This is a genomic window from Xanthomonas sp. NCPPB 1062, from assembly GCF_041481705.2.
GTDB classification, from domain to species: Bacteria; Pseudomonadota; Gammaproteobacteria; order Xanthomonadales; family Xanthomonadaceae; genus Xanthomonas; species Xanthomonas euvesicatoria.
The window spans coordinates 4,349,633-4,362,751 of record NZ_CM192987.1 but is presented as its reverse complement, the minus strand read 5'-3'; the positions used below and the strand labels follow the sequence as shown (position 1 = coordinate 4,362,751).

The following is a 13,119-nucleotide window of genomic DNA, read 5'->3' as shown; positions in this document are numbered from 1 at the left end:
CTGCGCTTTTTGCCGGCGATGCTCGGGCAACCGCGATTACTCGCCCAGCGCCTTGGCCACGAACGGTGGGGCAACCAGCACGCCGGTGTGCAAATGGGCGGTGTAGTACAAGGTGTCGAAGCCCTTGGCCTGCGCGTCCGCTTGGCGGAAGGCGAAATCGGCGTTGGCCTGCTTGCTGGCCATGGTCACGCTCCACCAGCCGGTGGGGTAGCACGGCTGCGGGAATGGCAGGGTCTTGAACGACTGGAAGCCGGCCTTGCCCATTTCGGTGCGCATTTCGTTGATCAGGTCCAGCAGCGCCAGCGGCGATTCGGACTGCTGCACCAGGATGCCGTCGTCCTTCAAGGCCTTGAAGCAGCTTTCGTAGAAGGCCTTGTTGAACAGGCCCTCGGCTGGGCCGACCGGGTCGGTGGAATCGACGATCACGATGTCCACGCTGCCGGCCGGGCAATTGGCCATATAGGCCACGCCGTCGTCGAACAGCAGTTCAGCGCGCGCGTCGTGGTTGGCATCGCACAGCTCGGGGAAATACTTCTCCGACATGCGGGTGACCTGCTCATCGATATCGCATTGGGTGGCGCTTTCCACGCCCGGGTGCTTGAGCACCTCGCGCAGCGTGCCGCAGTCGCCGCCGCCGATGATCACCACGCGCTTGGGCGCAGGGTGGGTGAACAGCGCCGGGTGGCTGATCATCTCGTGGTAGAAGAAATTGTCGCGGCTGGTGAGCATCACCGCGCCGTCGATCAGCATCAGCTTGCCCCAATCGGTGGTCTGGTAGATCTCGATCTTCTGGAACGGGGACTGCACCTCGTCCAGCTTGCCGCTGATGCGGAAGCCGATCGCCGAGCCGGTCGGCTGGAAGTGTTCGATGTACCAGTTGTCGTTGGTGCTCATGCGGACGTCCTAATCGAAAAGAAGCGGGCGGTTCCTTCTCCCGGCGGGAGAAGGTGGCGCAAAGCGCCGGATGAGGGTCGGGTGCAGCCCCGTGCAGCCAAACTGCGCGGCGGCTGACCCTTGCTCGGCCCCGCTCCAACCAGGAGCGGGGCGTGAAGTCGGCGCGGATTGTAACGGACCCTGCGCATGCCAGGCGTTACACTTCACGCCCTTTTTTATTCCAGCCGAGACAGCGAAATGAGCGATTGGTCCCTCGACCAAGCCCGCAAGACCTATTCGATCCCGCATTGGGCCGACGGGTATTTCGATGTGAACGCTGCCGGACACGTGGTGGTCACCCCGACCGCCGATGGCCCGGCGGTGTCGCTGCCCGAGGTGGTGGATGCCGCGCGCGCAGCCGGTGCCAAGCTGCCGCTACTGGTGCGCTTCCCGGACATCCTGGGCCAGCGCCTGGGCAAGCTGCAGGCAGCGTTTGCGCAGGCGCAGTCGGAGTGGGATTACGCCGGCGGCTATACGGCGGTGTATCCGATCAAGGTCAACCAGCATCGTGGCGTGGCCGGCACCCTGGCTGGTCACCACGGTGAGGGCTTCGGGCTGGAAGCGGGCAGCAAGCCCGAGCTGATGGCGGTGCTGGCGCTGTCGCGTCCGGGCGGGCTGATCGTGTGCAACGGTTACAAGGACCGCGAATACATCCGCCTGGCGCTGATCGGCCGCAAACTCGGCCTGCAGACCTTCATCGTCATCGAAAAGCCCTCCGAACTGACCCTGGTGCTGGAAGAAGCACGCGCGCTGGACGTCAAGCCCGGCCTGGGCGTGCGCATGCGCCTGGCCTCGCTGGGCGCGGGCAAGTGGCAGAACAGCGGTGGCGACAAGGCCAAGTTCGGTCTCTCGCCGCGCCAGGTGCTGGACCTGTGGAAGACGCTGCGCGACACCGAGTACGCCGACAGCCTGAACCTGCTGCATTTCCATATGGGCTCGCAGATTTCCAACGTGCGCGACATCGCCAACGGCATGCGCGAGGCCACGCGCTATTTCGTGGAGCTCTCGCGCCTGGGCGCAAAGATCAGCCATGTGGACGTGGGCGGCGGCCTGGGCATCGATTACGAAGGCACGCGCTCGCGCAGCTATTGCTCGATCAACTACGGCCTGCACTCGTATGCCAGCAACATCGTGCAGCCGTTGGCCAGCGCCTGCGAAGAGCATGGCCTGGCTCCGCCGCGCATCGTCACCGAGTGCGGGCGCGCAATGACGGCGCACCATGCGGTGCTGATCGCCAATGTGTCGGAAGTGGAGCAGGCGCCTGAAGGCCGCGTGCCGGTTGCGCACGACGATGAGCCGGCCGCGATCCGCCACCTGCGCGAGATCCATGACGAGCTCGATGTGCGCCCGGCAGTGGAGCTGTTCCAGGAAGCCCAGCATTTCCATGCCGAAGGTTTGAGCGCGTATGCGCTGGGCCAGATCGACCTGCCGCAGCGCGCGCGCATCGACGATCTGTTCTACGCCATCGCACATGGCGTGCGCGCACGCCTGAGCTTCGATGAAAAGAGCCATCGCCCGGTGCTGGATGAGCTCAACGAGCGGCTGGTGGACAAGTACTTCGTCAACTTCAGCGTGTTCGAATCGATCCCGGACGTGTGGGCGATCGATCAGGTGTTCCCGATCGTGCCGATCGAGCGCTTGAACGAAGCGCCGCAGCGGCGCGGCATCATCGCCGACATGACCTGCGATTCCGACGGCATGGTCAAGACCTATGTCGAGAACGAAAGCCTGGACAGCTCGCTGCCGCTGCATGGTTTGAATGCCGGCGAGAGCTATCGCATCGGTTTCTTCCTGGTGGGCGCCTACCAGGAAATCCTGGGTGATATCCATAACCTATTCGGCGATACCGATGCGGTGGAAGTCGTGGTGAATCGCGATGGCTATCGCATCGCACAGCAGCGCCGCGGCGATACCACCGACGTCATGCTGGACTACGTGGGCTATCAGCTGGACACGCTGCGTGCCACCTATGCCGAGCGCATTGCTGCCGCAAATCTGTCGCCCGAGCGGGCGCAGGAACTCGGCGCTGCGTTGGAAGCGGGGCTGACCGGCTACACCTATCTGTCCGACGAGCCGCTGAGCTGATCCGCAGTGCGCTGCGGCTGGGCCGCAGCGCTGGCTGTGCGCGACATGGCCCATCTTGCACGCGCTCCTGCCGCGAGCGCCGCTTGCAGCAGCAGGGACATCACCGGCATGGACGCTGCAGGTTCTGCAACACGTCGATGCGCCATCGCGCCGACGTCGGGTGCGATCTCGCACTTCAAGTCGACCTGCTTCGTCGCATCGAGCAAGAGCGCCTGCGCTTACCTTGCGCGACGCCGTCGATCGGTTCGACTCACGCTTTTCGCGCGTTTGTGCTGCATGCCGATGACAATCAGGCGACCACCGCGTGATCGTGCGCTTGTCGAGGCAGACGCGTTGAACGCGTCTTTTTTCTCCTGAAGTGATTTGCCGAATACCCTAATTCCGGCAACGCTGATTTGGAATTGGTCTTATTCAATGCGGCTTTTTATCTGCCGTGGTGCGCGCATATTCGCCTTGAAGCCCATGCGTATCGTCGGCCATGCCCTACGCCGGATGCGGCGCGGAAATTGATCGGATGTATGCATGCAGAACACTAGTTCAAATCACACTTCAGTGAAAAAATTTTAGGTATCACGCGATTTCCGTGATTTTTTGCACGGTTTCGGCCCCGCGCGAATTGTTAGTGTTCGTTTAACTTGTCGGGATACAAGTGCTTCAACGAGTCACCCGCACACCGGGGTTCGATTGTGCGAGTCGCTGTGCTGTGCGTCTTCATCATGCGTTTCCATCGCGTATTACCGGCAATTGTCGGTGGTCGGCGGTGTTTCTTACCCCTCGTTTTCTTAGGCCAGGTGCTGATTCGGCGTCCATCGACCGCATAACGGTTGAGGGGTGTCGACGGACTGCGCGCCACACCAGAAGGATGCACGCAATGCACGCTGACGCCTCTCCCGTTTTTCCCCTGACCAAGGCGCAACGTGGCCTTTGGGTGGCCAACAAGTTGCATACCGACAACACCTTGATGTTGGCCGAAGTATTGGAAATGTTCGGCCCGCTCAATCCCCAGGTGCTGATCCGCGCCAGCATGCAGCTGACGCACGAGTTCGATACGCTGCGCCTGTGTATCGTCGAGCGCGAGGGCGTGCCTTCGCAGGTGGTCTTGCCCGCGTACAACGGCACGATTCCATACTTCGACGTCAGCTCAGATCCTGCTCCGCGTAATGCCGCCGAACATTGGATCGACGAAGAAATCCGCAAGCCGGAAGACCTGCAGAACGGGCCGCTATGGCATTGCGCGGTGTTCCGTCTTGGCGAGGATCATCATTTGTGGGTGCAATGCGTGAGTCATCTGGTGATGGACGGCTATTGCGCGTCGATCATGATGCAGCGCATGGCCGTGCTCTATAACGCCTACCTGGCCGACGTGGAGCCTGCGCCTGCGCAGTACGGCAGTGCACTGTCGCTGCTCGAAATGGAACAGCACTATCGCAACTCCGATCGGTTCCAGCGCGATCGCGAGTACTGGATGCAGCAGTTGGCCGATCTGCCGCCGCCAGCGACGCTGGCGCGGCCGGGCAATCAGCTGTCCACCGGGTTGTTGCGCGGCACCGGGCAGTTCTCGCCGCACCAGGTGGTGCGTCTGCGCGCGCTGGGCAAGGAGTACGGCGCCAGCCTGCCGCAGATGCTGATTTCGCTGATTGCCGCGTACTACTACCGCTGCACCGGTGCCGAGGATCTGGTGCTGGCGATGCCGGTGACCGGCCGCATCAATGCGCGCTACCGGCAAACCGCAGGCCTGGTGGCCAACGTGATTTCGCTGCGCCTGAAGATGGACCCGCAGCAGCCCATCCATACCTTGTTCGCGCAGGTGTCGTCGGTGGTTCGGCATGCATTGCGCCATCAGCAATATCGCTTCGAGGACGTGCGCCGCGATCTGGGCATGTTCGGGATGGAGCAGAAGTTCGCACGCCTGGCGGTGAACATCGAGGCCTTCGACTACACCTTGCGCTTCGGCGAGGCGTACGCGGTGCCGCATAACCTTTCCAACGGCCCGGCCGATGACCTCACCATCTTCTGCTACGAACGCGGCGATGGGGCAGCGCTGCGTTTCGATCTGGATGCCAACCCGGCGCTGTACGACAGCGAGGAGCTGGCCGAACACTGCCGTCGTCTGACCCATCTGGCCGACGCGGTATTGGCCGATCCGGAATGCGCGCTGGGCCAGGTCGATGTGCTCGGCGATAGCGAGCGCCGGCGTTTGCTGCATACATGGAACAACACCGCAGCGCCGCTGCCGGAACCGGCCACGCTGTTGCACGGCATGCTGCAACGCGCCGAGTTGATGCCTGCGGCCGTGGTTGCGCAATACGACAACCGCACGCTCGACTACGCCACGCTGTGCGAGCTTGCCTCGCGCATCGCTGCGCAATGGGTGGCCGATGGCGTGCGCCCTGGCGATGTGGTCGCGGTGGCGTTGCCGCGCAGCGAACAATTGCTGGTGGCGTTGCTGGCGGTGATGTGGAGCGGGGCGGCGTATCTGCCGCTGGATCCGGAGAGCCCGGCTGCACGCAACCGCCAGATGCTCAACGATTCCGGTGCCATTGGCCTGGTCTGCGAGCCAGCGCTGTGCGAGCGCTATCTGCTCGGTGGCATGGTCTGGCTGGATCCGCGCCCGGCCGTGTTGCCGGAGGCAATCGCACCGCTGGCGACGCCCGACGGCACCGCGTACGTGCTGTACACCTCCGGCTCCACCGGTGCGCCCAAGGGCGTGGAGATCAGCCATCGCAACCTGTTCAATTTCCTGCATGCGATGGAGCACGAGCTGGCATTGCGCCCGCGCGACCGTGTGCTGGCCGTCACCACCATCACCTTCGATATCGCCGGGCTGGAGTTGTACCTGCCGTTGCTGGTGGGGGCGCGCGTGGTCATTGCACCGGCCGGTATCAGCCACGACCCGCGCGGCCTGTCGCGGTTGATCGCCGACGAACACATCAGCGTGGTGCAGGCCACGCCATCGCTGTGGCGCATCCTGCTGGCCAATGAGGATCTGGTGCTGGATCGCATCCATGCGTTGATCGGCGGCGAGGCGTTGGTGCCGGAACTGGCCACCCAACTGCTCAGCCGGGTGGGGCGCCTGACCCAGTTGTACGGGCCTACCGAAACCACGATCTGGTCGACCATCATGCCGTTGCAGTTGACCGATGCCGCCGCACCGCCGATCGGCAGGCCGCTGCTCAATACGCGCGTCTATGTGCTGGATGCGCAGCGGCAACCGCTGCCGACCGGTGCGATCGGCGAGCTGTATATCGGTGGCGCAGGCGTGGCCAAGGGCTATCGCGGCAAGCGCCAGCTGACCAGCGAGCGCTTCATGCGCGACCCGTTCGCCGACGACGGCAGCAGCATGTACCGCACCGGCGACCGCGTGCGTCAACGCAGCGATGGCCTGCTGGAATTCATCGGGCGCGCCGATGCGCAGCTGAAGATCCGCGGACATCGGGTGGAGCCGGCCGAAATCGAAAGCGCACTGCTGTTGCATTCGCAGGTGGCGCAGGCGGTGGTGGTGGGCCACGGCGATGGCGAGCATGCCTTGCAACTGCTGGCCTATGTGGTGGGCAAGCACGGCAATGCGCCGTCGATCGAGTTGTTGCGCGCGCATCTGCAGCAGCGCCTGCCGGCATCGATGATTCCTACCCTGTGGGTGCCGCTGGAGGCGTTGCCGCTGACCCCCAACGGCAAGCTGGACCGGCGTGCGTTGCCGGCGCCTGGCGCATTGCCGCAACGCGCGCACCTGGCGCCGCGCGATGCGCTCGAACGCCAGCTGGCAACGATGCTGCAGGAGGTGCTGGGCATCGAAGTGGTGGGCGTGGACGACAATTTCTTCGAGCTTGGCGGCGATTCGCTGCGTGCGGCGGAAATGGCCGCGCGTTTCCCGCAGATGTTCGGGGTGGAACTGCCGCTGGGCACGTTGTTCCATGCGCCGACGATCGCCGGCCTGGCCGAGGTGATCAAGCGCAGCGCACACACGCCCAACGACCCGTTGAGCGTGCTGCTGCCGCTGCGTGCAGGCACCGCCGGCAGCACGCCGTTGTTCTGCATCCATCCGGTCATCGGTCTGGGCTGGTCGTATCTCACCTTGCTGGGTCAGCTGGATCCGCAGTGGCCGGTGTATGCGCTGCAATCGCCGGGCTTGAGCGACCCGCAGCACCGTCCGGAGAGCATCGAGGCGATCGCGCGCGATTACCTGGCGCGTCTGCGCAGCGTGCAGCCGAGGGGGCCGTACCGTCTGCTGGGCTGGTCGCTGGGCGGTTTGATCGCGCACGCCATCACCGCCGAATTGCATGCACTGGGCGAAGAGGTCGAGGTGCTGGCCATGCTCGACAGTTACCCGCATCTGGAACAGGCCGCAGCGTTGTCGGAATCGGAGAACGTGCGCGCCTCGGTGCACGCGTTGGCCTTGCATCTGGCGCCGGGCCAGCCGATGCCGACCACGGTCGCCGAGCTGGCGAGCCTGTTGTGCGATCACTACGGGCTGAACGAATTGCCTGCGGTGCGCCAGTTGCTGGAGCAACGTCCCACCTTGCTGGACGATCTGGGCGCCCTCACCCAGCATCACCTGCAGCTGGCGCGGCGTCATCGGCCCAGGCAGCTGGACCAGGATGTGGTCTTTGTCGAAGCGAGCGTGCGCATGAGCTCCGGCGGCGACGATGCGCTGTGGGTGGATTACCGTCCCCAGGCGTGGCACCCGTACGTGCGCAACCTGCAGCTGCACGTTCTGGACAGCGACCACCATTCAATGCTCTCGCCGACGCATGCGGCCACGCTCAGCACCTTGCTGCACGCGGCCACCGCAGAGTCCACCCGGGCTGTGCGGCCGGTGGGACAGGCCGGCCGTGGCGCGGTCGCCGGCGACGGAGTGACCGAATATGCCTGAGTCCAGCGCCGATCCGTCACGCCAGCGCCCGGTGGTGATCGCCACCCTTGGCACGCATGGGGACGTGCGCCCGATCATTGCGCTGGCCCTTGGCCTGCAGCGGCGCGGTTATCCGGCGCGGGTGCTGACCAGTTCCAACTTCGAGTCGTTGATCCGTGCGCACGGCCTGGAATTCTTCCCGCTCAGCGGCGATCTCCAGCAACTGTTGCACGACCATCCGGACGTTGCCGAGATGCGCGGTGCCCCTGGCATCTTGCGCAAGAAGTTGCTGGAGTGGGCGCGCGATTGGCCCGCGCAGGGCCGCGCGGCGTGTGCCGATGCCGGCTTGATCCTGGGCGTGGGCAGTGCCAGTTTCCTCGTCCATAGCCTGGGCGAGGCGTATGGCGTGCCGGTGGCGTTTGCGCAGTTGCAGCCGCTCACCGAGTCGCGCCACCTGCCGTTGATGCTGATGCCCAACCTGCGTCTGCCGGGACGTGTCAACGTGGCATTGCATCGCCTGATGCGCTTTGTCGGCTGGCAGCTGATGCGGCCGGCCTTCAACGATATCGTGCGTCCGGCGTTGGGGCTGCCGGGATATCCGTGGAGCGGTCCGGATCGCAGCGCACTACGCGTGATCTACGGCTATAGCGCGCACGTGTGTCCGCGCCCGCCGGACTGGCCGGAGAGCGCGCAGGTGTGCGGCTTCTGGCAGCTGCCGCCGTCGCAGTGGCAACCGCCGGCCGCGCTGCAGGCGTTTTTGCAGGCCGGGCCGCCGCCGCTGTATATCGGCTTCGGCAGCATGACCAGTAGCGCGGTCGTGCAGCTCACTGCCACGGTCAAGGCAGCGGTGCGACTGACCGGGCAGCGCGCGTTGCTGGCCAGCGGCTGGGGCGGTCTGGGGGCCGGGGACGCCGCTGTCGCCGATGATGCCGAGCGCTTCTTCCATCTGGAACAGGCACCGCACGATTGGCTGTTCCCGCGCGTGGCGGTGGCCGTGCATCACGGTGGCGCCGGCACCAGCGGTGCCGCGTTGGCGGCGGGCATTCCCTCGGTGGTGCTGCCCTTTGGCTACGACCAGTCGTTCTGGGCCCATTGCCTGGCCCAGCGCGGCGTTGCGCCGCCAGCGCTGGCGCGTGCCGGGCTGCAGCCCGAAGCCCTGGCCGCTGCCATCCGGCAGGCGGGCACGCCGGCCATGCGTGCGGCTGCGCGCGCACTCGGTCAACGGATCGGCCAGGAAGACGGCGTCCGCAATGCGGTCGATCAGCTGGAAGCCTGGCAATTGCTTGAACCCGCGGCAGTGACGCCCGCGGCGGCCGCACGGACCGAGCAGCACGCCATCGCATAAGCATGGCGATGCTGCGCATCCGCCGCAGCGCTGATGCGCGCACTGCGGCGCGGTGGAGCAGTGCGTGGTTGGTGGCGACGCCCTGCGCGCTGCCGGCATGCGGCACAATCGGGCTCCCTCGGTTGATCTGGCCCGCATGCGCTATCCCGCTTTGGACCTGTTGCGTGGCATCGCCATCGTCTGGGTGATGCTGTTCCATTCGTTCGTGGTCGGCGGGTTGGGTCCGGACTGGGAATGGCTGTCGCGCTACGGCTGGATGGGGGTAGACCTGTTCTTCGTACTGAGCGGCTTTTTGATCGGCACCCAGGTGCTGACCCCGCTGTCGCGCGGCAAGCCACTGGACTTCGCCGATTTCTACCTGCGCCGCGCACTCCGCATCCTGCCGGCGTTTTTGGTGGTGTTGGCGATCTACATGGCATGGCCGGGTTTTCGCGAATCGCCCGGGCTGGCGCCATGGTGGATGTTCCTCACCTTCACCTTGAATCTGTTCGTCGATTACGCCGAGCAGGCGGCGTTCTCGCACGCATGGTCGCTCTGTGTGGAAGAGCATTTCTATCTGGTGTTTCCGTTGCTGGCCACGTTGTTGTTGCGGCGTCCATCGGCGGCACGCGTGGTCGCGGTGTGCGTGGCGGTGGTGGTCGCCGGCATCGCGTTGCGCACTAGCGTGTGGCTGCACAACACGGCGCTGGATCAGATCGGCAGCGGCCAGCAGCGCAACTGGTTTGTCGAAGATCTCTATTACCCCACCTGGAACCGGCTGGACGGTTTGCTGGCCGGTGTGGTGCTGGCAATGACGAAGGTCTTCCGCCCCCGCACATGGCAATGGCTGCAGCAGCGCGGCAACACCTGGGCGCTGGCCGGTGTGGCCATGCTGGTACTGGCGATGTGGCTATTTCGCGAGCGCACCGGTTTGATCGGCAACGCGGTGGGCTGGCCGGTGCTTTCGCTGGGGCTGGCCTTGCTGGTATTGGCAGGCACCGCGACCGACAGCGCACTGGGCCGGCTACGCGTGCCGGGTGCCGCCTGGTTGGCCGCCATTTCCTACAGCGTGTATCTGACCCACAAGGCGATGTTCCATGTGACCCAGGGCTGGCTCGGCGCCACGCTGGACGGCCGTGGCGTCCTGACCTTTGCAGTGTATGGCGTGGTGGCGCTGGCGGCGGGTGCGCTGCTGCATTACGTGGTGGAACGTCCGTTCCTGCAGCTGCGCGGCGCGTTGCTGCGGCGGCGCGCAGCCGTGCGCCGCGATGCCGAACGTGCGTGATGCGATGGTTGCGGAGAACGGCGAGCGTGCACGGGTGGCGGCGTGGCGGCCGCCGCTGCAGCACCTGGTGTCGGGCAACCGGTCTGCGCAGTTGCTGCGACCATGCAGCGCTGATGTAACGAAAAGCCGCGCAGTACGCGGCTTTTCGATGCTTCGTTCGATGCTCGGTAGGGCTTGCGCGGCGCAGCGGGGGGTGCGGCTGGCGCACTGCACGCTCACCGCCTAAGCCCTTGCTTCGGTGCACGCCTCACTGCGCGTCGCGGGCCACCTGGAACCCCGCAAAAGACTGCGTCACCGGCATGATTTCCAGGCGGTTGATGTTCAAATGCGCCGGCAGGCTGGCGACATAGAAGATCTGTTCGGCGATGTCTTCGGCCGTCATCGGGGTGGCGCCACGGTACAGCGTGTCGGACGCGGCCTGGTTGCCGCCGGTGCGCACCAGGGTGAATTCGGTCTCGGCCATGCCCGGTTCGATCGAGGTCACGCGCACGCCGGTGCCGTGCAGGTCAGAGCGCAGGCCCAGCGAAAACTGCTGCACGAAGGCCTTGGTACCGCCGTAGACGTTGCCGCCGGTGTATGGGTAGGTTGCCGCCACCGAGGCGATATTGATGATGGCGCCGCGGCGCGCAATCAACGCCGGCAGCAGGCGGTGGGTGAGGGTGACCAGGGCGGTGACATTGGTGTCGATCATCTGCTGCCACTGCGCCAGGTCGGCCTGCTGCGCCGGCGCGGTGCCCAGCGCCAGGCCGGCGTTGTTGACCAGTACGTCGATGTCGGCGAAGGCCGGCGGCAGCGCGTCGATTGCGTCCGACAATGCGTGTGCATCGCGCATGTCGAACGCGGCGGTGTGGACCTGCCCGGCCGGCAGATCAGCGGCCAGCGCCTGCAGGCGTTCGGCGCGCCGGCCGGTGGCGATGACCTTCCAGCCGGCTGCAGCGAAGCGGCGCACGGCGGCGCTGCCGAATCCGGAGGTGGCACCAGTGATCAGGACGGTCTTGGACATGGGGGACTCCAGGGGGACAGGGGGAGCGGGAACCAGATTCAGTGAGCAGGCCGCGGCTTCGCCGTTGCGGCATGCCGCGCACGCAGCCGCTCTTCGGTCAGGGTCTGGCGTGCGACGACCTGGCCACGCCGCAGCTGCAGCACCACGTACGGGGCCGGTGCGTGCGCAGCGCTCGTCGCGGTGGCGGGCAGCGCGACGAGCAATTCGCCATCCACCCAGACGGCGGGCACGGGCGCTGCCTGGCCGGGGAACAGCACATCCAGCGGCAGCGTGGGCGGCGCGTCGTTACAGGCGCCCAGGACCACGCGGTCGAGCACCAGCTGTTGCCCGTCCAGGCGCCAGTGGGCGCGGTAGCCGCGCCAGTTGGCGCTGCAGCTGCCCAGCGCGCTGCCTGCGTGCGCCACAAAACGCTTCCAGGTGGCCGGGTCGTCCAGTGGGCCGGACAAGGGTTCGGCCAGCAACGTCGCCTGCTGACCGTCGATCTGGATCAGGTCGGGAAGTTGATCGGTGGCCTGCGCCGGGCCGGCCCACGCCAGCACGCCCAGCAACACGCCAGCGCTACGTCGCAACACGGGCGTTTACTGCGCCTTGATCGCAATGGCGGACAGGCCACTGCCGGTGAGCTTCTGCTTGGCCTCGGCCAGTTCGCTGGCACTGCCATAGGGCCCCATGCGCACGCGGTAGACCGTCTTGCCGCTGATGTCGGCCGATTCCACGCGTGCGGCCAGGCCCATCATCGCCAGCTTGGCCTTGGTGGATTCGGCATCGCCGGAGGCGCCGAACGAGCCGGCCTGCAGGATGTAGCGGGTGTTGTCGGCGACCGCCGGCGCTGCAGCCGCGGGCGCTGTTGCAGCGGCGGCGGTTGCAGCGGGCTTGGGCGCGGCAGCGGCCGGTGTGGTGAGTGCGGCGGTGCTGGCCGGAGCCGGCGTGGCGGCCGGGCGTGCCGGTGCGGTTTCCGGCAGCGGCTTGGGTGCGCTGGCGGCGGTTTCCTTCAACGGCGTCGGGACGCTGGCCGCCGGTGTGGCGGCTGCCACGCTGGCGCCGGGTGCGGGGGGCACGGGTTTGCCTTCCAGCGCCGCACGCGCACGCGCGGCCTCTTCGGCGCGCGCGCTGGCCGCCAGTTCGGCATCGGACATCTGCACTTCCTTGCCGGGCAGCAAGGTGTAGAAGTCGTACTGGGTCTGCGCATCGCCGGGTTTGGCCTGCGGCTTGGGCGGCTGCGCGCTGGGCTTGGGCAGTTCGGCCGGCGTGTCCACGTCGGCATCGGCCACCGGCTCGGGCTGCGCATCCGGATTGGCACGCGGGCCCACGCGCAGGAAACCGTCGCCGTCCTTCTTGAACAGGTTGGGTGCGGCCAGGAAGATCACTGCCGCAATCGCGGCGCCAGCCACCAGCCACACCCAACCGGGGGTGCCATTGCTGGTGTTGCGCCGGGCCTGACTCTTACCGCGTCGTGCTGCCATCTACCACTTCTCCGAATCGTGTCGTTGCGGGCCCGCTGGCCCGGCTTGCTGTGGCAATGCGCGCCGCTGCGCTGATTGCCCGGTGAGCGCCATCGGCGCCCGAGGTGGCAGGCCGGCGCCTGCCGCAGTGCCACGCGCTGCGCCGCTGCTTGCGCCGGCACCCGGGAGCTGCCGCCT

9 protein-coding genes are annotated in these 13,119 nt (G+C 66.2%); 5 read left to right on the top strand and 4 right to left on the bottom strand.

All coding sequences use genetic code 11. The features are described from left to right. Positions 1-36: 36 nt before the first annotated feature. Positions 37-894, bottom strand: coding sequence for a polyamine aminopropyltransferase (gene speE / locus ACCQ16_RS18735; RefSeq protein WP_014091294.1), 858 nt, complete (start codon positions 892-894; stop codon positions 37-39). A 237-nt stretch (positions 895-1,131) separates the two neighbouring features. Here speE and speA point away from each other — a divergent pair, with 237 nt between their 5' ends. The 5 genes from speA (at position 1,132) to ACCQ16_RS18710 (ending at position 10,476) form a co-directional block, all read left to right on the top strand. Continuing rightward, complete coding sequence (gene speA / locus ACCQ16_RS18730; protein ID WP_039417250.1) at positions 1,132-3,018, top strand: arginine decarboxylase; 1,887 nt, start codon at positions 1,132-1,134, stop codon at positions 3,016-3,018. Between the two features lie 137 nt (positions 3,019-3,155). After that, positions 3,156-3,326 carry a hypothetical protein gene (locus tag ACCQ16_RS18725; protein WP_372380076.1) on the top strand — a complete coding sequence of 57 codons (171 nt, stop codon included), beginning with the start codon at positions 3,156-3,158 and terminating at the stop codon, positions 3,324-3,326. A gap of 620 nt (positions 3,327-3,946) precedes the next feature. Next, complete coding sequence (locus ACCQ16_RS18720) at positions 3,947-7,888, top strand: non-ribosomal peptide synthetase (RefSeq protein WP_372380362.1); 3,942 nt, start codon at positions 3,947-3,949, stop codon at positions 7,886-7,888. Beyond that, positions 7,881-9,212, top strand: coding sequence for a glycosyltransferase (locus ACCQ16_RS18715; RefSeq protein ID WP_277573296.1), 1,332 nt, complete (start codon positions 7,881-7,883; stop codon positions 9,210-9,212). The genes ACCQ16_RS18720 and ACCQ16_RS18715 overlap by 8 nt, the downstream gene beginning before the upstream one ends. Positions 9,213-9,348: 136 nt before the next feature. Next, entirely contained in the window at positions 9,349-10,476 is a 1,128-nt protein-coding gene (locus ACCQ16_RS18710) for an acyltransferase family protein (RefSeq protein ID WP_218505213.1), read from the top strand. A 247-nt stretch (positions 10,477-10,723) separates the two neighbouring features. Here the strand turns inward: ACCQ16_RS18710 and ACCQ16_RS18705 are convergent, their stop codons facing one another. The 3 genes from ACCQ16_RS18705 to ACCQ16_RS18695 are packed head-to-tail and all read right to left on the bottom strand — an operon-like array spanning position 10,724 to position 12,942. After that, positions 10,724-11,479: an SDR family NAD(P)-dependent oxidoreductase gene (locus ACCQ16_RS18705; protein ID WP_008572040.1), complete on the bottom strand. Its 756-nt coding sequence runs from the start codon at positions 11,477-11,479 to the stop codon at positions 10,724-10,726. A 38-nt stretch (positions 11,480-11,517) separates the two neighbouring features. After that, positions 11,518-12,051 carry a hypothetical protein gene (locus tag ACCQ16_RS18700; protein ID WP_011348860.1) on the bottom strand — a complete coding sequence of 178 codons (534 nt, stop codon included), beginning with the start codon at positions 12,049-12,051 and terminating at the stop codon, positions 11,518-11,520. A 6-nt stretch (positions 12,052-12,057) separates the two neighbouring features. After that, a complete protein-coding gene (locus ACCQ16_RS18695) occupies positions 12,058-12,942 on the bottom strand; it encodes an SPOR domain-containing protein (protein WP_011348859.1) in 885 nt (294 codons plus the stop codon). Between the last annotated feature and the right edge of the window lie 177 nt (positions 12,943-13,119).

Coding starts and splice junctions, on each gene's coding strand:
- speA (WP_039417250.1), top strand. CDS start 1,132: ATGAGCGATTGGTCCCTCGACCAAGCCCGCAAGACCTATTCGATCCCG.
- ACCQ16_RS18725 (WP_372380076.1), top strand. CDS start 3,156: ATGCGCCATCGCGCCGACGTCGGGTGCGATCTCGCACTTCAAGTCGAC.
- speE (WP_014091294.1), bottom strand. CDS start 894: ATGAGCACCAACGACAACTGGTACATCGAACACTTCCAGCCGACCGGC.
- ACCQ16_RS18715 (WP_277573296.1), top strand. CDS start 7,881: ATGCCTGAGTCCAGCGCCGATCCGTCACGCCAGCGCCCGGTGGTGATC.
- ACCQ16_RS18710 (WP_218505213.1), top strand. CDS start 9,349: ATGCGCTATCCCGCTTTGGACCTGTTGCGTGGCATCGCCATCGTCTGG.
- ACCQ16_RS18695 (WP_011348859.1), bottom strand. CDS start 12,942: ATGGCAGCACGACGCGGTAAGAGTCAGGCCCGGCGCAACACCAGCAAT.
- ACCQ16_RS18705 (WP_008572040.1), bottom strand. CDS start 11,479: ATGTCCAAGACCGTCCTGATCACTGGTGCCACCTCCGGATTCGGCAGC.